A 21,511-nucleotide genomic window follows, 5' to 3' on the forward strand; every position below is an offset into this window, starting at 1 on the left:
GCTTAAAGAGGCAAGGCCGCGTACGACGTCGCGAGGTGATACGGCGTCGTCGACGGCATCTCGGCGCGGCTGATCTCGCCCGTCGCCGAGCGGCATTCCACCCAGCCGGTTTCGTGCAGGAAGCGCGCGCGAAACCGCTCGATTTGCGGACCGACGGCGTCGCCGCGCGTCGCCAGCGCGCGCAGATATTCCGTCTGCGCCCAGATGCGCTGCGTCCCGTCGATCACGCGCCCGGTTTCGTCGATGGCGGCATGAACGCCGCCCGTCTGCTCGTCCACGCCGTGCCGCTGCGCGAAGTCGAACGCGCGCGCGAGCCGTTCGTTCAGCCCCGCCGCTTCGAATGCGGCGTGACCGCTGCCCAGCGCCAGAAAATACCACTCGAACTGATGGCCCGGCTCCAGCCGGTTGCCCGCCGTGCCCATCGGCAATTCGGCGATCGAGCCGCTCGGCTCGTGCACGAACGCATCCGCGACGGATTTCGCGAGCTGCGCGAGACGCTTGTCGTAGGCGGGCTCGCCGGTCGCTTCGCGCGCCGCGAGCCACGCTTCGGCGAGATGCATCAGCGGATTTTGCAGCGGCGTCTCGATGGTCGCGCCGAAATCCTCGGCAAGCACCGCGTTCAGCAGATCGCCGCCGCTCGAAAAGCGCGCCTCGACGAGCCGCGACGTTTCATCGAGCAGCGTGAAAGCATCGGCGGAACCGCTTTTCTTCGCGTAATGCGCGCACGCAAAAACGACGAACGCATGCGTGTAGAGATCCTTTTGACGCTCCAGCGGCGCGCCGCTCGCGTCCACGCTGTAGAACCATCCGCCGTTGCGTTTGTCCTGAAAATAGTGACGTAGCGATTCGAACAGCGTCGCGGCGTGCGCGAGATCGCCGGCTTCCGAGAACACGAAGAGCTGGCGCGCGCAGGCCATCGCCCGATAGCGCTTCGGCGGCAGCGGCGCGTGATCCCCCGGCGCGACGGCTTCATAGGCGAGCCCGAGCGCCGCGTTGAAGCCCGGACCGCGCCAGATGGGCAACACGATGTTCGCGTAATGCGCGCGCAATGGCGCGGCGGATTCCGGGTTCGCCGATTGCATCGCCGGCGATGCGTTTGGTTGCTGATCCTGCATAGGACGACTCTTATTGTTTCGGGGGATGCGCGGCCGTGAGGCACCTACGCAACGGGAAAGGATAGCAAAACCGGCCCGCAGCGCGACGCATTCGCGGGCGACTCACCGAGAGGAGGACGAGAACATGATAGGAAATATCGAACTCGTGTCGCGGCTCATGATGGCCGCGGCGCTCGGCAGCGTGATCGGCTTCGAGCGCGAGCGGCTTTCGTGGGCGGCGGGACTGCGCACGCACATGCTCGTGTGCGTCGGCTCGGCGCTCATCATGATCGTGTCGGCTTACGGTTTCGAGGATGCGCTGAAGTACGACCACGTCGTGCTCGATCCGTCGCGGGTCGCGGCGCAGGTCGTGTCGGGCATCGGCTTTCTCGGCGCGGGCTCGATTCTGCTGCGCGGCGAGATCGTGCGCGGCCTGACGACCGCGGCGAGCCTCTGGTCGGTCGCGGCCATTGGCCTCGCGGTCGGCGGCGGGCTCTATACGGCGTCGATCGCGGCGACGGCGATCATCCTCATCATTCTGGCGGGGATCAAGCCGCTCGAACGCCGCTTCATCAGCGTGAAGCAGCGCCGTCAACTGACGATGCTCGTCGATCGCGGCGCGCTCAGTTTTCATGCGCTGCACGAGGCGCTCGGGCCCGGCAGCGTGCGCGTGAAGCAGTTCGTCGTGCAGCAAAGCGATGATTCGCCCGATCTCGACGAGGTGCGAGTCGAACTGTCGCGTGCATCTGCGGTGGAATATCGCGCGATTTGCGATCGTTTGCGTCAACTCGACGTCGTGCGCGAGTTTCGTGAGGACGATGCCGCCTGAAATCGCCTTCGGGATGCGGGTTTGCACGCGCAGCCATGCGACAATGCGGCCTCTCGAAATAATCGCCGATGCGCCGGTGCGCCTTGCACGCCGGTTCGGGCAGCCGCCTTTCGAACCTATGTCAGATTCCGCAGTAAAGAGAGACGCCGACGCCTCGTCCCGCCGCCGGCGCGCAACGCAAAAGCATGAGATGCGGGCGCCGCAGACCAGCGCCGACACGGAAAAGAAACTCGCTCGCGCCGCACGTTCCGCGCAGCGTCTCGCACAACTGAGCGAAGGCGCGCGTGCGGGCGAAACGCTCGATCTGTTCGCCGAAGACGCCGAGCGCGCGCAACTTCAGGCGATGAACACCGATATCCGCCAAGGCACGTTCGAAGGTTTCGAACTGCCAGAAGTGTTTCTCGCGGCCGTGCAATCGAATGGCGGGAACGCGCCGGAATCCGTCGTCGCGAAAAGGGCGGCGCGTGGCGGCGTGACATCGGTTGCGCCGGAGCAGGGCCTCTTCGGGGACGATTCCCCTCTCATCGATGCCCCGCCGCCGGACGCGAGCCAACCAGCCGCGAGAACCGGCGCGATGGCCGCGGTGACGACGCGATCGGCGAGCATCAGCACGTCGGTTGCGCCGGAGAATGCGGCGCCATCGCTCGCCGCGCTCGCTTCAGCGCTCATCGCCCGCGATCGCGGGGCTCGCGGCGACCGCAACGAAGCGGCGCCGTTCGCGCAGCCCGGCATCCGCGATGCCGCCGCGCCCGAACTCGACCGCGCCCGCGCCACGGCGTTCGCGGACACCATCGACGCGCTCTATGCGGTGATCGCGGAGCAGCGCACTTCGACGGCCGCCCACGCGCGCCGCATGAAGACGATGCTGACGATCATCGTCTGCGTGATGCTCGTCACGGTGGCGACGGGCATCGCGCAAACGGCCGTACTGCTGCGCATGAACCACGATAGCAAGCTGCAGCAGGAACGCACCGAGCAACTGATGCTCAACCAGCAGGCGACGCTCGCGTCGCTCTTCGATACCGATTCCGCCAATGTCAGCGTGCGCCGTCCTCCCGACCTGACGGACGCATCACCGGTTCGGCCGATCAGCGCCGCGACGCCCGATCCCGCGCCGAAAAAGCACACGCGTCACGCGCACCATCGCGCCACTTCCTCGGCGCACTGACTCACGCTGTCAGATTCGCGCGACACGCCGTTCTGCGGCGGCGTGTCGCGCAGCCGCTCGTCCTCGGATCGGAATGCCGTCGTACGGGCTTCGCAGATCCGTCCCCGTTTCGAGGAGACGGCAAACCGGTAAAAATGTAGAAAAACTACCAAATTTCTTGCCACGAAATGTTGCATTGCACTAGAAATCGGTTAGGGACAACCCTATAATCCTCTCTAAGGGAAAACCCTCTGTAACTAACCGGAGTCAGTCATGAGCTACCTCTTCGCCCTGCTGCAAAAATTTGCTTCGATGTTCGAATCGGCCCACCTGCCGATGGACAAAGATTACTCGTATCAAGCGCGTTTCCGTGAATCCGAGCGTCAGCGCAAGGCGCGCGGCACGGCTTTCGGCTTCCGCCTGTAATGCGCAGCTGACGGCGGCGCGGGAAACACAACACCAGCAACTTACGACGGCACGAGCCGTACGACCCGCCCGCCAGTTTTCCGTTTTATGTAGTTTTTCTAGCAATTCCACATCGCTTCGGCTTCGTGCCGGACGCATCCTTCTTCGCCCTTCCTGCGCGACGCCAGTCTTTTCTTTCTTTCGTATTGCTGACGCGCGGTTCGCAAGCCGCCTGCATCGCAAAAAGGCTTCGCGACTTGTTCATGCGCGACATGCCGAAAATCGCAAGATCGTTCGCTGCGCTTCCCGCAAACCCTTATCCAGCAAGGATTCGATCGACCGCTGGCACTTTCGCGCTTATTCCGGTGTCGTATTTCCACATGTGGTTGTCGCAAATAGTCGGCTGATGTGACTTTTTTCTGGCAACTATGTATGCACAGCGCGGACGCACGTCCGCACACGCCAGGAGATATTCGATGAATTCCCCCAAGGTGGTAGTCGAAGGACTGTGCAAGGTTTTCGGCAACAGTCCCAAACAGGCGCTGGACATGCTGGCCGGTGGTGCGACGAAGGAAGAGGTTTTCAAGCGCACCGGACAGATCGTCGGCGTCCATAACGTCTCCTTTGACGTCAAGGAAGGTGAGATTTTCGTGCTCATGGGCCTTTCCGGCTCGGGCAAATCCACGCTGATCCGGCTCATCAACCGGCTGGTCGAGCCGACGGCGGGCAAGGTGCTGATCGATGGCCGCGACGTGGCCGCCGTGCCGCGCTCCGAACTCACGTCCCTGCGGCGCAAGGACATGAGCATGGTGTTTCAGTCCTTCGCGCTGATGCCGCAGCGCACGGTTCTTTCCAACGCCGCATTCGGCCTCGAGGTCGCGGGCGTCGGCAAGAAGGAGCGCGAAGCGCGCGCCATGACCGTGCTGGAGCAGGTCGGCCTGGCTCCGTTCGCCCAAAAGTTACCTGCGCAACTATCGGGCGGCATGCAGCAGCGCGTGGGTCTCGCCCGCGCGCTTGCCGTGAATCCTTCGCTGATGATCATGGACGAAGCGTTCTCCGCGCTCGATCCGCTGAAGCGCAAGGAAATGCAGAACGTGCTGCTCGATCTGCAACGCGAGCAGCGCCGCACGATCCTGTTCGTGTCGCACGATCTCGAAGAGGCGATGCGCATCGGCACGCGCATCGCGATCATGGAAGGCGGCCGCGTGGTGCAGATCGGCACGCCGCAGGAAATCATCACGAATCCCGCGGACGACTACGTGGAAGCGTTCTTCGAAGGCATCGACACGAGCCGCTATCTCACGGCCGGCGATCTGATGCAGACCGACGACGTGCCGCTCATCAAACATTCGCCGCAAATCGACGCATCGAGCGTCGCGGCGACGCTCAACGGCAGCGCCGACTACGCGTTCGTGCTCGACGCCGAGCGCCGCATCCGCGGTTTCGTCGGACGTGATGCGAACGGCAACGCCGCGCCGCGCATCAATCCGATCGAATGCATCGAGCGTCACGTCGCGCTCGACGAGGTCGTGAATCGCGTGGTCGCAAGTCCCGCCCCGCTGCCGGTCGTCGAAGCGGACGGTTCGTACTGCGGTTCGATCAACAAGACCAATGTCCTGAAGGTCCTTACGCACCATCGAGGTTCCCATGTCTGAAATCATCCCGCTTGGCAGTTGGGTGGACCACGGCGTCCACTATCTCCTCGATCACGACGCGAAGACCTTCGACTCCATCGGCAAGGTCATCGAAACATTCGCTGCGGCCGTCGAGCACGGCCTGCAGGCCATTCCGATGTGGGCGCTCATGGCGATCTTCGTCGGCATCGGCTTGTGGCGAGTGGGCTGGCGATTCGCCGTGTTCGTCCTCGCGTCGCTGTTGCTGATCTACGCGACGAACTTCTGGGATCAGATGGTCATCACGCTCGGCCTCACGCTGTCCTCGACGTTCATCAGCTTGCTGCTCGGCATTCCGCTCGGCATCTGGACGTCGAAGAGCAAGTACGTCGAAATGGGCGTGCGCCCGGTGCTCGATCTGATGCAGACGATGCCCGCCTTCGTCTACCTGATTCCGGCCGCGATGCTGTTCGGTCTCGGCCGCGTGCCGGGGATTCTCGCAACCGTCATCTTCGCGATGCCGCCGGCCGTGCGCCTCACCGCGCTCGGCATCAAGCAGGTGAATCGCGAGATCGTCGAAGCCGGCCAGGCATTCGGCTGCACGCCGTTCCAGCTGCTCTACAAGGTGCAGATTCCGAACGCGCTGCCGTCGATCATGACCGGCGTGAACCAGACGATCATGATGGCGCTGTCGATGGTCATCATCGCGTCGATGGTCGGCGCGGGCGGTCTCGGCAACGACGTGCTCGCATCGATTCAGCGTCTGGATATCGGGCTTGGTTTCGAGAGCGGCTTGTCGGTGGTGTTGCTGGCGATCATCCTCGACCGCATCACCGAGAGCTTCGGACGAGCGCCCGGCATGGCACGCGCCCCGCTCTTCGCCGGTCTGAAGAGCGTGATGAAAGTGCGCCGCGAGCCGGCGGCGCAACAAGGCTAACAAGGCACACGACCCATGAAGCGCGACGCGATCGTTCCGGCGGGTACCGAATCACCGTTGTCCAGTCTTTCGCGCTTCGGCTTTCTCACGCTGCCGAACTTCTCGATGATCGCGTTCACGAGCGCGGTCGAGGTGCTGCGCATGGCCAATTACGTCGGCCGCGCGCAGCACTACAGCTGGTCGATCATCACGCCGGACGGCGAGCCCGCGCGTGCGAGCAACGGCATCACCATCAAGCCGACGATGACGCTCGACGAAGCCGGCATGCCCGACGTGCTGATCGTCTGCGCGGGCTGGCATGTCGCCGATTATGTCGACGACAAGGTGATCGGTCTTCTGCAGCGCGCGCATGAAGCGGGCATTCCGCTCGGCGGAATCTGCACCGGGCCGTATGCGCTGCTCGCGGCGAAACTGCTCGATGGTTATCGCTGCACGCTGCACTGGGAAGACATGTCGCCGGTCAACAAGCGCTTTCCGCATGTGCGCTTCGCCGACGAGCTCTTCGTGATCGACCGCGACCGCCTGACGTGCACGGGCGGCACCGCGCCGCTCGACCTGATGCTCAATCTCGTCGGCATGCGGCTCGGGCAGGCGCATGCGGCGCAGGTGTCGGAGCAGTTCATCGTCGAGCGAATTCGCGGATCGACGGATTATCAGCACATTCCCGTCGATGCGCGCGTCGGCTTCTCGCGTGCGGAACTCGTCGAAGTGGTGCGGCTGATGGAGGCGAACATCGAAGAGCCGTTGTCGCTCGAAGAACTCGCGCGGCTCGTGCATCTGTCGCAGCGGCATTTGCAGCGCATGTTCAAGATGTTCCTCAACGTATCGCCGACGCATTACTACCTGACGTTGCGATTGCGTCGCGCACGCGAACTGTTGCGCAACACCGATGCGTCGATCGCGCGCGTGACGAGCATCTGCGGCTTCCATTCGCCGTGTCACTTCAGCAAGGCGTATCGCGCGCAGTTCGGACATGCGCCGAGCGTCGAGCGGCGATTATCGGCCTGACTTTTTCTTTTTCTTTTTTGGCCGCGCGGGCTTCGTATGAAAGCCTCGCGTGCGGGCCGCGTCATGCCTTGAAAATAACTTCGGAGAGAGATCGATGAAACGATTGTGGATCGCGGCAGCTTTGCTATCTGGTTTGTCGGGAGCGTATGCAGCCGAGCCTGCCGCGTGCAGGAACGTGCGCTTTGCGGATGTCGGCTGGACGGATATCGCCGCGACCACCGGACTTGCATCGACCGTTCTTCAGGGCTTGGGCTACAACCCGACGAAGACGATCGCGTCCGTGCCGATCACGTTCGCGGGCGTGAAGAGCAAGCAGATCGACGTGTTCCTCGGCTACTGGTCGCCGACGATGGACCCGATGATCGATTCGTTCAGGAAAGCGAATCAAGTGAAGGTCTTGCCGACGCCGAACTTGACGGGCGCGAAGTACACGCTCGCGGTGCCGGATTATGCGTATCAGGCGGGCATCAAGAACTTCAACGACATCGCGAAAAACTACGACAAGCTCGACGGCAAGATCTACGGCATCGAGCCGGGCAACGACGGCAATGCGCTCATCAAGAAGATGATCGACAACAACCTGTACGGGCTCGGCAAGTTCAAGCTCGTGGAATCGAGCGAGGCGGGCATGCTCGTGGAAGTGAATCGCGCGATTCGCGACAAGAAGCCGATCGTGTTCCTCGGCTGGGAGCCGCATCCGATGAACGTGCAGATGAAGATCGACTATCTCGCGGGCGGCGACGATGTCTTCGGCCCGAACTATGGCGAAGCAAAAGTGCTGACCGTCACGCCGACGGATTACGACACGCGCTGTCCGAATGTCGCGAAGCTCGTGTCCAACCTGCAGTTCACGACGGATATCGAGAACCACGTGATGCTGCCGATCATGAACAAGACGGATGCGAACAAGGCGGCGCGCGAATGGCTGAAGGCGAATCCGGCGGTGCTCGATAAATGGCTTGCGGGCGTAAAGACGTTCGACGGGAAGGATGGGTTGCCGGCAGTGAAGGCGTATGTCGCCGGCAACTGAAAACTGACGCAGTGATTCAACGAAGGCGCGTCAGGTCCGATAATCCGGCTTCGCGCCTTCGATCATTCTCAACGCCGCTTGCCACTGCAACGCCATGATTCCATCGGCTTCATCGCGCCGATATTGCTCTGCAGTCAACTCGCAAACCCTCTGCGACGGCAGATTCAATTCCGCATTGCCCGCCAGCGCGCGAATCTGAATCTCGCAAGCGCGTTCAAGAAAGTACATTTCCTGGAACGCTTCCGGAATGGACTTTCCGCACGACAATAACCCGTGATTCTTCAGGATCATCGCGTTATGCGAGCCGAGATCGTTGACGAGGCGATCGCGCTCCGCGAGGTCCAGCGCAATGCCTTCATAGTCGTGATACGCGATATGTCCGTAATACTTCAACGCATGCTGACTGATCGGCAATAAGCCCTGCTTTTGCGCCGATACCGCCGCGCCCGCCGCCGTATGCGTATGCACGACGCAAAACACATCGGGCCGTGCCATGTGAATCGCGGAGTGAATCGTGAAGCCCGCCGGATTCACGAGATATCGCGCGGGATCATCGCGTGCGCCCGCTTCGACCGGCCGCCCTTCATGATCGATCTTCACGAGATCCGATGCGCGCATCTCGTCGAAAAGCACGCCATAACGGTTGATCAGAAAGTGATGATCGGTGCCCGGCACGCGCGCGCTGATGTGCGTGAAGATCATGTCGGTCCAGCGAAAATGCCCGATCACGCGATACAGCGCCGCGAGATCACAGCGCACTTTCCATTCTTCCTGCGAGTATCCGTGAGTCTCCATGCCGTTCCTCCTTGGTTTGATGAGCCGCGGAAAACGTATTCAGATCCTGCTAGATTGCCTGCGCGCGGCCCGGGAAAGTTTCGTCGTAATCCATTGCGTGATTTGCATCCGGCGCATCCGGCGCGCCGCCCTGCTCGCGATACATCATCGGCGGCAGGCCGAATTGCTTGCGAAATTCGCGGCCCAGATGCGATGCGTCGGAAAAGCCGCAACTCGATGCGATATCGGCGACCGTCTTGTCCGAACTCGTCAGCAGCCACGCCGCCGTGCGCAGCCGCACCTGCTTCGCATACGCCTGCGGCGCCTTGCCCGTCTCCGCCTTGAATAACCGTTCGAGTTGCCGCGTCGAAAGATCGAGCTTGTGCGCGAGTTCATCGAGCGTAAGCGAACGGCCGACGTGCTGCTCCATCAGCAGGATCGCACGTTTTACTTTCGGATGCGTCGCGGGCGCGAGACCCGGCGGATGCGGCTGCGGCGCGTTGCCCTTCTGCATGTCATCGACGAGCAGGATGCGCAGCGCCTTTTGCACCGTCGCCGTTTCGAAGTGACGCAGCAGAATGGCGGCGGCGACATCGATCGATGCGCGCCCGCCCGAACACGTAATGCGCCTTCTGTCGATGACAAAGAGCCGGTCCGCGACGAGCGATTGCTCATCCGCGTGCGGGAATCGCTCGACGAAGTCCCAATAATGAAACCAGCTCACGCAGATGCGATGGCCTTCGAGCACGCCCGCGCGCATCAGCGAGAACACGCCGGTGCACATGCCGACGAGCGTTGCATTTGAGGCAGCCGCGCGGCGGATGAACTGCAGCGTCGCATCGCTCGTCGCGGGGCCGGAATGCAGCAGGCCGCCGACCACGACGACGTAATCGAAAGGCTCGGCCTGATCGTAGGTTTCCCACGGCGTGATCTGTATGCCGCAACTCGCGCGAACGGGCGCGAGCGTCTCGCCGATCACGCTCCACGAGCAGCGCACCGGTCGGCTGAAATCGCCTTCATCGGCGGAAAGGCGCAGCAGATCGACGAAACCGGAGAACGCGGTCAGCGTGAAATTCGGCAGCAGGATGATGCCGAAGCGGATGCGCGATTTCGATTGACCGTCGACAGACGACGACGGAAGAGATTCTGCGGCGTTCATGCGGGAGACATGCGGCTGGACGTTATCCAGCGAGCATATCACTCGGCCGCGAGCATCGGGCGTGCGTCAGAAATGGAACGCGGCCGGCGTCGTGTGACGCCGGCCGCGCAAATAACCATGAATCGAAGCGGTGCGCTTCAGCCGCCGAGCACCGCGAAGCCCCAGGCGAAAGCGCCGCCGATGAGCGCGCCCGCCGCGCGGCCGAGCACGCTCGCGATCGTGTAATCGGCCCAACGCTGTTCGACTTCGGCCTTCAACACGCCGAAGTAGCGCAGGGCGGGATCGATCGAGCAGAGCAGCATCAGCGCGATCCAGACGGGCACCTGACGCGTGAGCACCCGATCGACGGCGAGCAGATCGACTGCCTGAAGCGTGCCGACGACAGCCACGCTGATAAGGAAAGCGAGAATCCAGGATTTGAAGAACTGGTCGGGTAAGGCGTGAGTTTCCATCAATGCGAACCGGATAAGCAAGAAAAGGCGGAAAGGACGAGTGATCCGAAACCTGTAGGCGTGGCTCACCTCAAGACCTAGGGAATATACCGATGCCTGTCGGCGCGACGCTTCGGACCAGTCTCAAAAATGCGGGATGTGCAACGAAGATGCGCAAAAACGCGCCGGGCGCGAAATGCTCTGTTACGCGCCGTCGCGCTTGCGTCGCCGGGCCTGAAATCATCGGAAATCCGACGTCGTCCACGCGCGAAAAACGGCGCTGACGCCGCGATCCCATTTCGATGGCGTTTTTGTTCTATCGGGTCTTTTCTGGGTTTGGTGCAATGAGCGCCATACCGGAACATCTCGCCAACCCAAGGGACACGCCAATGAACGTCAGCGTCTTCGATCTGTTCAAGATCGGCATCGGACCGTCGAGCTCGCATACCGTCGGGCCGATGATCGCGGCGTGCCGCTTCGCGTCGCATATCGAAGACGCCAATCTGCTCGCCTTCGTCACGCGCGTGCGCGCCGAGCTGTTCGGCTCGCTCGGCGCGACCGGCAAAGGCCACGGCACCGACAAGGCCGTGCTGCTCGGCCTCGAAGGGAATCTGCCCGATCTCATCGATCCGGACGTCATCGCGCCGCGTCTCGCGGAAATCCGCGCGACGAAGCGCCTGAAGCTGCTCGGCAAGCACGATGTGATGTTCGAGGAGCGCGAGCATATCGGCTTCTATCGCAAGCTGATGCCGGGCGCGCCGGGATCGAGCATCGTGCATCCGAACGGCATGCGCTTTCAGGCGTTCGACGAGAACGGCCAGCTTCTCGTCGAGAAGGAGTATTACTCGGTCGGCGGCGGCTTCGTCGTGAATCGCGAAGGCGATCGCGTGAACGGCTTGCGCGCGGCCAATACGGTGCCGTATCCGTTTCGCACCGGCGACGATCTCATGCGCGTCTGTCAGGAGACAGGTCTGTCTATCGCCGACGTGACCATGCAAAACGAATGCGCGAATCGCAGCGAATCCGAAGTCCGCGAAGGCATGCTCGCGGTGTGGCGCGTGATGGCCGCGTGCGTGGAGCGCGGCTGCAAGGAGCGCGGCGAGCTGCCCGGTCCGATGCAAGTCAAGCGCCGCGCCGCCGATCTGTCCGCGTCGCTGCGGTCGCGCTCGGAAGAGTCGCTGCGCGACCCGCTGTCGATGCTCGACTGGGTCAATCTCTATGCGATGGCCGTCAACGAAGAGAACGCGGCGGGCGGCCGCGTCGTCACCGCGCCGACCAATGGCGCGGCCGGCGTGATTCCCGCCGTGCTGCATTACTACGTGAAGTTCATGCACGGCTCGAACGATGACGGCATCGTGCGCTTCCTTCTGACAGCCGCGGCCATCGGCATCATCTACAAGGAAACGGCGTCGATCTCGGGCGCGGAAGTGGGTTGCCAGGGCGAAGTCGGCGTCGCCTGTTCGATGGCCGCCGCCGCGCTCGCCGCCGTCATGGGCGGCACGCCCGCGCAAGTCGAAAACGCCGCGGAAATCGGGATGGAACACAACCTCGGCATGACGTGCGACCCCGTTGGCGGCCTCGTGCAGATTCCGTGCATCGAGCGCAATGCGATGGGCGCGATCAAGGCGATCAACGCCGCGCGCATGGCGATGAAGGGCGACGGCAAGCATTACGTGTCGCTCGATTCGGTCATCAAGACGATGCGCGAAACCGGCGCGGACATGAAGACGAAATACAAGGAGACGTCGCGCGGTGGCCTCGCCGTGAACGTCATCGAATGCTGAATTCAGGACCCCACGAAGGAAGAGAAACACCATGAGCCGCTATTCCATCTTCAGCCTCTTACGCAACGGCATGTCGTATCACGAGAACTGGGAGCGCCAGTGGCGAAGTCCCGAGCCGAAGCGCGAGTACGACGTGGTGATCGTCGGCGGGGGCGGTCATGGTCTCGCGACCGCGTATTACCTCGCGAAGGAGCACGGCATCACGAACGTCGCGATTCTCGAGAAGGGCTGGATCGGCGGCGGCAATACCGCGCGCAACACGACCATCGTGCGCTCGAACTATCTGTGGGATGAATCGGCGGCGTTGTACGAAAAAGCGATGAAGCTGTGGGAGGGCCTCTCGCAAGACCTCAACTACAACGTGATGTTTTCGCAGCGCGGGGTGATGAATCTCGCGCATACGCTGCAGGACGTGCGCGATACCGAGCGCCGCGTGAACGCGAACCGTCTCAACGGCGTCGATGCCGAGTTCCTCACGCCGCAGCAGATCAAGGAAATCGAGCCGACGATCAATCTCAACAGCCGCTATCCGGTGCTGGGCGCGTCGATTCAGCGTCGCGGCGGCGTCGCGCGTCACGATGCGGTCGCGTGGGGCTTCGCGCGCGGCGCGGATCGCGCGGGCGTCGACATCATCCAGAACTGCCAGGTCGTGGGCATTCGCCGCGACGGCAGTCAGGTGACGGGCGTCGATACGACGAAGGGTTTCATCAAGGCGAAGAAGGTCGCGGTCGTCACGGCGGGCAACACGACGACGCTCGCCGACATGGCCGGCGTGCGCCTGCCGCTCGAAAGCCATCCGTTGCAGGCGCTCGTGTCGGAGCCGATCAAGCCGGTCGTGAACACGGTCGTGATGTCGAACGCGGTGCATGCGTACATCAGCCAGTCCGACAAGGGCGACCTCGTGATCGGCGCGGGCGTCGATCAATACACGGGCTTCGGTCAGCGCGGCAGCTTTCACATCATCGAAGGCACGCTGGAAGCGATCGTCGAGATGTTCCCCGTGTTCTCGCGCGTGCGGATGAATCGTCAGTGGGGCGGCATCGTCGACGTATCGCCGGATGCGTGCCCGATCATCTCCAAGACCGACGTGAAGGGTCTGTACTTCAACTGCGGATGGGGCACGGGCGGCTTCAAGGCGACGCCGGGTTCGGGCTGGGCCTACGCGCACACGATCGCGAAGGACGAGCCGCATCCGCTGAACGCGCCGTTCTCGCTGGATCGTTTCTATACCGGTCATCTGATCGACGAACACGGCGCGGCTGCCGTGGCCCACTAATCGCATTAGGAGCGAAAAACATGTTGCTGATCGAATGCCCCTGGTGCGGGCCGCGCGCCGAAACCGAATTTTCCTGCGGCGGCGAAGCGGATATCGCGCGCCCGCTCGACACGGACAAGCTCTCCGACCGCGAGTGGGGCGACTACCTCTTCATGCGCAAGAATCCGCGCGGCGTGCATCGCGAGCAATGGAATCATGCGCAAGGCTGCCGCCGCTGGTTCAAAGTGCAGCGCGATACGGTTTCATATGAAATTCAAGGCTACGAGACGTTCGACCGTCCGCTGGCTGTGATGCATGACAACGGAGGCACGTCGAAATGAGCCAGAAAGACCGACTCGGCATGGGCGGGCGCATCAATCGTGCGATTCCCGTCACCTTCACGTTCAACGGCAAGACGTATCAGGGCTTCGAAGGCGATACGCTCGCGTCCGCGCTGCTCGCGAACGGCGAGCGCTTCGTCGCGCGCAGCTGGAAGTATCACCGTCCGCGCGGGATCATCACGGCGGGCGTCGAAGAGCCGAACGCAATCGTGCAACTCGAAACCGGCGCGTACACCGTCCCGAATGCGCGCGCTACCGAAGTCGAGCTGTATCAAGGGCTCGTCGCGCAGAGCGTGAACGCGAAGCCGAACATCGAAAACGATCGCATGGCGGTCAATCAGAAGATCGCGCGCTTCATTCCCGCAGGCTTCTACTACAAGACGTTCATGTGGCCGCGCAAGTTGTGGCCGAAATACGAGGAAGTGATTCGCGATGCAGCGGGTCTCGGCGAAGCGCCGAAGCAACTCGACGCCGATCGCTACGACAAGTGCTTCGCGCATTGCGACGTGCTCGTGATCGGCGGCGGACCTTCGGGTCTCGCGGCGGCGCATGCGGCGGGTTTGTCGGGCGCGCGCGTGATTCTCGTCGACGATCAGCGCGAACTCGGCGGATCGCTTCTGTCGTGCCGCGCGGAGATCGACGGCAAGCCCGCGCTGCAATGGGTGCAGAAAATCGAAGGCGAACTGCGCAAGATGCCCGATGTGAAGGTTCTTTCGCGCAGCACGGCGTTCGGTTATCAGGATCACAACCTCGTCACGGTCACGCAGCGTCTGACGGAACATCTGCCGGTATCGCGCCGCAGCGGCACGCGCGAACTGATGTGGAAAGTGCGCGCGAAACGCGTCGTGCTCGCGACCGGCGCGCACGAGCGCCCGATCGTTTTCGGCAACAACGATCTGCCGGGCATCATGCTGGCGTCGGCGGTGTCGACGTATCTGCATCGCTATGCGGTGATGCCGGGCCGCAACGCCGTTGTGTTCACCAACAACGACGACGCATATCAATGCGCGCTCGATCTGAAGGCGGCAGGCGCGGATGTGACCGTCGTCGATCCGCGTCCGGCGGAATCGAAGGGCACGTTGCCGGCGGCCGCGCGACGCTACGGCGTGCGCGTGCTGAACAACGCGGTCATCACGGCTGCGCGCGGCAAGCTGCGGGTTGCATCGGTTGAAGTGGCTTCGTACGACAAAGGCCAGGTCGGTCAGAAGCAGACGGACCTGCCATGCGATCTCGTCGCCATGTCGGGGGGCTGGAGCCCCGTGCTGCATCTCTTCGCGCAATCGGGCGGCAAGGCGCACTGGCACGAAGAGAAAGCGTGCTTCGTGCCGGGCAAGGCGATGCAACTGGAGAGCAGCGTCGGCGCATGCGCGGGCGAGTTCTCGCTGTCGCGCGGCATTCGCCTCGGCGCGGATGCGGGCGCGGAAGCGGCGCGCGCCGCGGGTCATATCGTCGTGAAGCCGGCTGCCGTGCAAGTCGCTGAAATCGTCGAAGCGCCGATGTTGCCGCTGTGGATCGTCGGCAACAAGGAATTGTCGACGCGCGGTCCGAAGCAATTCGTCGACTTCCAGAACGACGTGTCGGCGGCCGACATCTATCTTGCGGCGCGCGAAGGCTTCGAATCGGTCGAGCACGTCAAGCGTTATACGGCGATGGGCTTCGGCACCGATCAGGGCAAGCTCGGCAACATCAACGGCATGGCGATTCTCGCGCAAGCCTTGGGCAAGACGATTCCCGAGACCGGCACGACGACGTTCCGCCCGAATTACACCCCTGTCACTTTCGGCACGTTCGCGGGCCGCGAGCTGGGCGAGTTTCTCGATCCGGTGCGCAAGACCGCGATCCACGAATGGCACGTCGAGAACGGCGCGATGTTCGAGGATGTGGGCAACTGGAAGCGTCCCTGGTACTACCCGAAGGCGGGCGAGGACATGCACGCGGCGGTCGCGCGCGAGTCGCTCGCGGTGCGTCAGAGCGTCGGCATTCTCGATGCATCGACGCTCGGCAAGATCGACATTCAAGGCCCCGATTCGGCGAAGCTCCTGAACTGGATGTACACGAATCCGTGGAGCAAGCTCGAAGTCGGCAAGTGCCGTTACGGGCTGATGCTCGACGAGAACGGCATGATCTTCGACGATGGCGTCACGGTGCGTCTCGGCGAACAGCATTACATGATGACGACGACCACCGGCGGCGCGGCGCGCGTGCTGACGTGGCTCGAACGCTGGCTGCAGACCGAATGGCCCGACATGCGCGTGCGTCTCGCATCGGTGACGGATCACTGGGCGACCTTCGCGGTCGTCGGACCGAACAGCCGCAAGGTGCTGCAGAAAGTGTGTCACGACATCGACTTCGCGAACGCGGCGTTCCCGTTCATGAGCTATCGCGATGGCACGGTGGCGGGCGCATCGGCGCGCGTGATGCGGATCAGTTTCTCGGGCGAGCTCGCGTATGAAGTGAACGTGCCCGCGAATGTCGGACGCGCGGTGTGGGAAGCGCTGATGCTCGCGGGCGCTGAATTCGACATTACGCCGTACGGCACGGAAACGATGCACGTGCTGCGCGCGGAGAAGGGCTACATCATCGTCGGCCAGGATACGGACGGCTCGATGACGCCCTACGACCTCGGCATGGGCGGGCTTGTCGCGAAGTCCAAGGACTTCATCGGCAAGCGCTCGCTCACGCGTTCGGACACTGCAAAACAAGGGCGAAAGCAGTTCGTCGGCCTGCTCACCGACGATCCTTCGTTCGTGCTGCCGGAAGGCGCGCAGATCGTCGCGGGACCGTTTCAGGGCGATACCGCGCCGATGCTCGGACACGTCACGTCGAGCTATTACAGCCCTATTTTGAAGCGCTCGATTGCGTTGGCCGTCGTGAAGGGCGGTCTGGAGAAGATCGGCGAATCGGTCATGATTCCGCTCGCGAACGGCAAGCGGGTCAACGCAAAAATCACCAGTTCGGTGTTCTACGACAGCGAAGGAGCACGTCAGCATGTTGAATGAGATCAAAGGTTCCTCGACGGTCGTCGATCGCGCAATCAGCGGACAGGGCGTGTGGCAGGAGTCTCCGCTCGTCGGCGCGGATGCGTTGATGAAGACGCATCAGTCGGGCTCGCCGAAAGCGTTTCGTCTGGCCGAGCGGCCGTTCCTCGAACTCGTGAACGTGCGTGGCGATACGCGCGATCCGGCGTTCGCGAAGGCGGTGCAGAGCGTGATCGGCTGCACGCCGCCCGAGAAGGCGAACACTATTGCGCGCGGCAACGGTTATACGATGCTGTGGCTCGGTCCCGATGAATGGCTCGTGCATTCGGATACGGCGCACGATGCATCGCGTCCCGCGCCGCTCGAAGCGAAACTGCGCGACGCGTTCGTCGGACAGTTCTCGGCGGCGGTGGATATCGGCAGCGGTTATACGGTGCTCGAAATCGACGGACCGAAGACGCGTGAGGTGCTTTCGCGCGGTTGTCCGCTCGATCTGCATCCGAAGGTTTTCGGCGAAGGACAATGCGCGCAGAGCCATTACTTCAAGGCATCGCTTACGCTCGTTCCGCTGGGCGGCGATCGCTTCGAGATAATCGTGCGCCGCAGCTTCGCCGATTACTTCGTGAAGATGATGCTCGACGCCGCCGCGCCGTTGCTCTCATGAAGCCGTTCGAACCGCTTGCCGCGGGTGGCCTGGGCTGGCGCGTGATCGTCGATGAGTTGATCGTGAAGACGCGCGTCGGCTTGTATGAGCATGAGCATGAAGGGCCGCAGCCCGTGTGCATCGATGCGAGCCTGCGTTATCGCGGCATGCCGCATGAATCGGACGATGGTCTCATTGATTACGAGGCGTGGTGCAATCGGGTGAGCGCGTTTCTTGAAGGGAAGGCGCATACGCGCTTGCTGGAGACGCTCGCGGTGGAGATCGCCGCGTTGTCGTTCGAAGAGTGGCCGGCGCTGGATGCGCTTACTTTGGTGCTGCACAAGCCGAAGATTCGTGAGGGCACGAAGCGGCTTGGGCTTGAACTCGACTGGCGTCGGGCGGATTTCGATGCTTGGCGGTCGCGCGTCGATGCGTGGGATGCGGCTGTAGTCCGGCGATGAACGCGTCGCGTGATTCGGCTGCGCAGCTCTCCGAACGTGCATGCAAGAAGCATGATGCGGATGCGGCGCTTAAGCTGCTGGATCGAAGTATCGCGCTGAAGCATCGGCGGATTGCGTTGATTCGGTATCTGCATGCGCAGTATCTCGATGCGCCGTTAGAGGCCAGGCATCATGAGTATGTGAGGGTCGTGGCGGCGCGGTTGAGCGCGGAGGCGGTGGTTAGGGTGGTGGAGGCGGCTAGGGGGAGGTTTGGGGGGAGTTGAAGCTCCGCGGGGGCGGAGGAATGACTTTGATGTTTTTGCCGTAGTTGTTCGGCATGGGGATATCTCCGCGAGGGCGGAGGAACACGAAGATCGAGCCGTGCGCGGTTCGTAAGGTCGGGTCTATCTTCGCGCACGCGCAGGAACCTTTCGCGCGAGTAAACACAGATCGCGGAATCCGGGCCTATCTCCGCGGACGCGGAGGAACCTCTCGGACGAATTCCAGCGCGCGCTTTTCGTAGGGTCTATCTCCGCGGACGCGGAGGAACCCGAATGCCGAGCGCGGCAAAAAGAGGATCGAAGGGTCTATCTCCGCGGACGCGGAGGAACCCGGTACTGATCCAACAATATCAAGCGCTTCAACGGTCTATCTCCGCGGACGCAGAGGAACCGCCGAAAAGGTAAGGACGGTGGGCCGCTTCAAAGGTCTATCTCCGCGGACGCGGAGGAACCTCTACACACAATCTTCATGATTTGAAAAAACAAACGACCGATTCGTTGTCTCGAACCGACCGTGCCGCGGAGAGTATGGCTATCAGTCCTGCTGCTGTCAAACGTCGGATTTTCGAACGGAATGTTCTGCGGTAACGCTGTTCGGTCGCGCAGCAAAGAATTAAGCCAATTCGTATGGCGGCGGAAGCAAATCTTCCGTAAAAGATAGGTATCCAAAATAAATCACGAACGCGCAAAAAATACTTATCGGCAGCACATGCAAACCGAGGCCACCAAAAACGATACCTGCATCGCGTGGGGCAAGCGGCCGCGCGACGGCGACGAGCACTCGCCATTTCATCCGCTATGCGATCACATGCTGGATGTGGCCGCATGTTTCATGGCAATTGCGCGGTGCGGACGAATCCGCGATGCTTTGACGTCGACCGCTGGCCGAGCATTGAGCGAGCAGGACATCGAGCGGCTTGCCGCGCTTACTTATCTGCATGACGTTGGTAAAGCCAACAGCGGCTTTCAGGCGAAGCGCTGGAAGGGCCCGGCACCGCGCGAATGGCCGCAGAAGGCGGGACATGGCTCCGAAGCACTCTACGCGTTCAGCTGCGATGAAGCACTGCTTGCAGGATTGCCCATCGAGGCGATGTCGAACTGGGCGGGCGGCGTCGATGAGCTCTTGCATGCAAGCCTCGGCCACCACGGTCGTCCCATCCCCGAGCCAAAAGGAGTCGACCCGCTGATATGGCGTCCCGTGCGCGACGCTTCGGGGCACGAAATCTACCGTCCCGCAAACGCGCTGAAGCAAATCGGCGATGCGTTGCGTCGGCATTTCCCACTCGCGTTTGCTTCGGGCGGTGAACCGCTGCCGTCCACGCCGTCGTTCGTTCATCTGTTTGCGGGTCTCGTGCAACTGGCCGATTGGCTAGGCTCCGATACGCGTTTCTTCGAGTACAGCGAACCGGGCTCCGCCCGAACGCTGCAAGCCGCACTTGAGCGCGCGTCGAGAGCCGTGGGCGCAATCGGATTGGAAACATCGGCACTGCGCGCACAGTTGATCCGAGATGGATTCTCTTTCCAGTCCGCCTTCGGCATAGAAGCGCCGCACGCCACTCAAAGCGCGTTAGGCGAGGAAGGACTCGGTCCACTTCTCGTACTCGAATCTGAAACCGGCAGCGGCAAGACGGAAGCGGCGCTCTGGCGCTTCGCGAAGCTCTTCGAGGCGGGCAAGGTCGATTCGCTTTACTTTGCGCTGCCTACGCGCGTGGCCGCCACGCAGGTCTATGAGCGTGTCCGCAAGTTCGTCGCGCGTCTCTGGCCAACGTATGCGCCGGTCACTGTGCGCGCCTTGCCGGGCTATGAAAGCGCGGATGGCAATGAAAAGTCGGCGTTGCCGGACTTCAAGGTCTTATGGTCCGATCATCCCGACGAAACCAAGGCGCATCAGCGCTGGGCAGCCGAGTCGTCGAAGCGCTTTCTCGCGGCGACGATCGCCGTCGGCACCATCGACCAGGCTTTGCTCGCGGCCCTGCAAGTGCGACATGCCCATCTGCGTCATGCAGCACTTTGCCGGTCCTTGCTGGTCGTCGATGAAGTCCACGCGTCCGATACCTACATGTCGCAAGTGCTCGAACAACTCCTGGAAGCCCATCGTACAACGGGCGGACATGCTCTGCTGCTGTCCGCGACGCTCGGTTCAAGCCAGCGCGCGCGGTTCCAGAGCATTGCAAACGGCGGCAAGCATGTCAGCGCGCCGGGGATCGAAACAGCCGCGGATGCGGAGTACCCAGCGCTAACGGACGGTACGAGCATCAAGAAATTGCGGGCGTCGGGCGAGCCCAAGACGATCCACTGGCAAACCCTCAACGCAATCGACGACCATGCGCGCGTCGCCCGACTCGCCTTCGACGCCGCGAAACAAGGTGCGCGCGTGCTCATCGTCCGCAATACGGTTCCAGCCGCGATCGCGACGCAAAAGGCGGTAGAAGCATTGGTGAACGCATCCGGCGATCGCGCATGGCTATTCGATATCGATGGCGTGCCGACGCTGCATCACAGTCGCTTTAGCCGACAGGACCGACCGCGTCTCGATGCGCGCGTCGAGGAACGCATGGGCAAGATCCGCAATGGCGTCCACGCGTGCATTGTTGTCGGCACACAGACGCTCGAACAAAGTCTCGATATCGACGCGGACATGCTCATCACGGATATCTGTCCGATGGACGTGCTGTTGCAGCGCATCGGCCGTCTGCATCGTCACAAGCGCGAAGGGAAAGATCGAAGGCCGGATGGCTTCGAGCGGGCTCGCGCATGGGTCCTGATACCCGAGAGCGGTTCCTTCGAAGCGTGCCTCGACGCCCCGCGCAATGGTCTTGGACGGCTGAAAAATGGCGGAGGCGTCTATCCCGATCTGCGCATGATCGAAGCGACGCGTCGTCTTATCTCCGAGAAGCCGAGCCGTATGATTCCGCTCGAGAATCGCGAACTGGTCGAACGCGCGACGCATCCCGATTGCCTGCGTTCGATACAACAGGAGCTTGATGCAGCTTGGGAGCAACAGGCGCAGCAACTCGAAGGCGGCAAGGGTGCGGAGCGAACCATCGCGCGGCTTCATGCGCTTCCCTACGACGCGGCTTTCGCCAAGCTCGCATTCCCAGAAGGCGAAGAACGCATTGCAACGCGTCTCGGCGCGGTTGACAAGCTCGTGGAATTCGACCCACCCGAACTCGGACCCTTTGGCGAAGACGTGCGTCAAATCGCGATGCGCTTTCACATGCTGCCGAACGGGCTTGACGCGGACGCCACGCCAATTTCCATCATCCGTCGCGACGACGGCGGTTTCGAGTTTGACTTGGGCGCAGCGCGTTATTCGTATAGGCGGTTCGGCGTCGAGAAGATCGGCCCACGCAAGAGTTGAC

General features: G+C 62.4%; 19 protein-coding genes. 15 read left to right on the forward strand and 4 right to left on the reverse strand.

Annotated features, from left to right (window positions below):
* Positions 1 to 2: 2 nt before the first annotated feature.
* Positions 3 to 1,115, reverse strand: coding sequence for an AGE family epimerase/isomerase (locus LDZ23_RS14630; RefSeq protein ID WP_008354189.1), 1,113 nt, complete (start codon positions 1,113 to 1,115; stop codon positions 3 to 5).
* Positions 1,116 to 1,239: 124 nt separating this feature from the next.
* On the opposite strand from LDZ23_RS14630, the gene LDZ23_RS14635 reads away from it, so the two are divergent.
* The 7 genes from LDZ23_RS14635 (at position 1,240) to LDZ23_RS14665 (ending at position 8,063) form a co-directional block, all read left to right on the forward strand.
* The gene (locus LDZ23_RS14635) at positions 1,240 to 1,923 is read left to right on the forward strand and encodes an MgtC/SapB family protein (protein WP_008354188.1); all 684 of its coding nucleotides are present in this window, start codon (positions 1,240 to 1,242) and stop codon (positions 1,921 to 1,923) included.
* 190 nt (positions 1,924 to 2,113) lie between these two features.
* Entirely contained in the window at positions 2,114 to 3,091 is a 978-nt protein-coding gene (locus tag LDZ23_RS14640; RefSeq protein ID WP_008354187.1) for a hypothetical protein, read from the forward strand.
* A gap of 252 nt (positions 3,092 to 3,343) precedes the next feature.
* Positions 3,344 to 3,496: a hypothetical protein gene (locus LDZ23_RS14645; RefSeq protein WP_008354186.1), complete on the forward strand. Its 153-nt coding sequence runs from the start codon at positions 3,344 to 3,346 to the stop codon at positions 3,494 to 3,496.
* 455 nt (positions 3,497 to 3,951) lie between these two features.
* Complete coding sequence (locus tag LDZ23_RS14650; RefSeq protein ID WP_008354185.1) at positions 3,952 to 5,130, forward strand: quaternary amine ABC transporter ATP-binding protein; 1,179 nt, start codon at positions 3,952 to 3,954, stop codon at positions 5,128 to 5,130.
* Positions 5,123 to 6,025 (forward strand): choline ABC transporter permease subunit, encoded by a 903-nt coding sequence (gene choW, locus LDZ23_RS14655; RefSeq protein ID WP_008354184.1) that lies wholly within the window; start codon positions 5,123 to 5,125, stop codon positions 6,023 to 6,025. The genes LDZ23_RS14650 and choW overlap by 8 nt, the downstream gene beginning before the upstream one ends.
* Positions 6,026 to 6,040: 15 nt before the next feature.
* On the forward strand, positions 6,041 to 7,033 hold the full coding sequence (locus LDZ23_RS14660) for a GlxA family transcriptional regulator (RefSeq protein ID WP_008354182.1): 993 nt from the start codon (positions 6,041 to 6,043) through the stop codon (positions 7,031 to 7,033).
* A 94-nt stretch (positions 7,034 to 7,127) separates the two neighbouring features.
* Positions 7,128 to 8,063 (forward strand): choline ABC transporter substrate-binding protein, encoded by a 936-nt coding sequence (locus LDZ23_RS14665; RefSeq protein WP_033535840.1) that lies wholly within the window; start codon positions 7,128 to 7,130, stop codon positions 8,061 to 8,063.
* A gap of 30 nt (positions 8,064 to 8,093) precedes the next feature.
* On the opposite strand, the gene LDZ23_RS14670 is transcribed toward LDZ23_RS14665, so the two are convergent.
* From LDZ23_RS14670 to LDZ23_RS14680, 3 genes are all read right to left on the reverse strand, one after another.
* On the reverse strand, positions 8,094 to 8,858 hold the full coding sequence (locus LDZ23_RS14670; protein ID WP_008354180.1) for a class II aldolase/adducin family protein: 765 nt from the start codon (positions 8,856 to 8,858) through the stop codon (positions 8,094 to 8,096).
* Positions 8,859 to 8,907: 49 nt separating this feature from the next.
* Entirely contained in the window at positions 8,908 to 9,996 is a 1,089-nt protein-coding gene (locus LDZ23_RS14675; protein WP_008354179.1) for a GlxA family transcriptional regulator, read from the reverse strand.
* A 137-nt stretch (positions 9,997 to 10,133) separates the two neighbouring features.
* Entirely contained in the window at positions 10,134 to 10,448 is a 315-nt protein-coding gene (locus LDZ23_RS14680; RefSeq protein WP_033535841.1) for a hypothetical protein, read from the reverse strand.
* Positions 10,449 to 10,816: 368 nt separating this feature from the next.
* On the opposite strand from LDZ23_RS14680, the gene LDZ23_RS14685 reads away from it, so the two are divergent.
* The 8 genes from LDZ23_RS14685 (at position 10,817) to LDZ23_RS14720 (ending at position 21,510) form a co-directional block, all read left to right on the forward strand.
* On the forward strand, positions 10,817 to 12,211 hold the full coding sequence (locus tag LDZ23_RS14685) for an L-serine ammonia-lyase (RefSeq protein ID WP_008354177.1): 1,395 nt from the start codon (positions 10,817 to 10,819) through the stop codon (positions 12,209 to 12,211).
* 31 nt (positions 12,212 to 12,242) lie between these two features.
* On the forward strand, positions 12,243 to 13,487 hold the full coding sequence (locus LDZ23_RS14690) for a sarcosine oxidase subunit beta family protein (RefSeq protein ID WP_008354176.1): 1,245 nt from the start codon (positions 12,243 to 12,245) through the stop codon (positions 13,485 to 13,487).
* 20 nt (positions 13,488 to 13,507) lie between these two features.
* Positions 13,508 to 13,807, forward strand: coding sequence for a sarcosine oxidase subunit delta (locus LDZ23_RS14695; protein WP_008354175.1), 300 nt, complete (start codon positions 13,508 to 13,510; stop codon positions 13,805 to 13,807).
* Positions 13,804 to 16,806 carry a sarcosine oxidase subunit alpha family protein gene (locus LDZ23_RS14700; RefSeq protein WP_008354174.1) on the forward strand — a complete coding sequence of 1,001 codons (3,003 nt, stop codon included), beginning with the start codon at positions 13,804 to 13,806 and terminating at the stop codon, positions 16,804 to 16,806. Before LDZ23_RS14695 ends, LDZ23_RS14700 begins: the two co-directional genes overlap by 4 nt.
* Complete coding sequence (locus tag LDZ23_RS14705) at positions 16,796 to 17,449, forward strand: sarcosine oxidase subunit gamma (RefSeq protein WP_008354173.1); 654 nt, start codon at positions 16,796 to 16,798, stop codon at positions 17,447 to 17,449. The genes LDZ23_RS14700 and LDZ23_RS14705 overlap by 11 nt, the downstream gene beginning before the upstream one ends.
* Complete coding sequence (locus tag LDZ23_RS14710; protein ID WP_008354172.1) at positions 17,446 to 17,889, forward strand: dihydroneopterin aldolase; 444 nt, start codon at positions 17,446 to 17,448, stop codon at positions 17,887 to 17,889. Before LDZ23_RS14705 ends, LDZ23_RS14710 begins: the two co-directional genes overlap by 4 nt.
* Complete coding sequence (locus tag LDZ23_RS14715; protein ID WP_008354170.1) at positions 17,886 to 18,152, forward strand: hypothetical protein; 267 nt, start codon at positions 17,886 to 17,888, stop codon at positions 18,150 to 18,152. The genes LDZ23_RS14710 and LDZ23_RS14715 overlap by 4 nt, the downstream gene beginning before the upstream one ends.
* A 706-nt stretch (positions 18,153 to 18,858) precedes the next feature.
* Complete coding sequence (locus LDZ23_RS14720) at positions 18,859 to 21,510, forward strand: CRISPR-associated helicase/endonuclease Cas3 (protein WP_034472276.1); 2,652 nt, start codon at positions 18,859 to 18,861, stop codon at positions 21,508 to 21,510.
* The last annotated feature ends 1 nt before the right edge of the window (position 21,511 follow it).

Source organism: Caballeronia zhejiangensis (assembly GCF_022879815.1).
In the GTDB taxonomy this organism is placed as follows: Bacteria; Pseudomonadota; Gammaproteobacteria; order Burkholderiales; family Burkholderiaceae; genus Caballeronia; species Caballeronia zhejiangensis.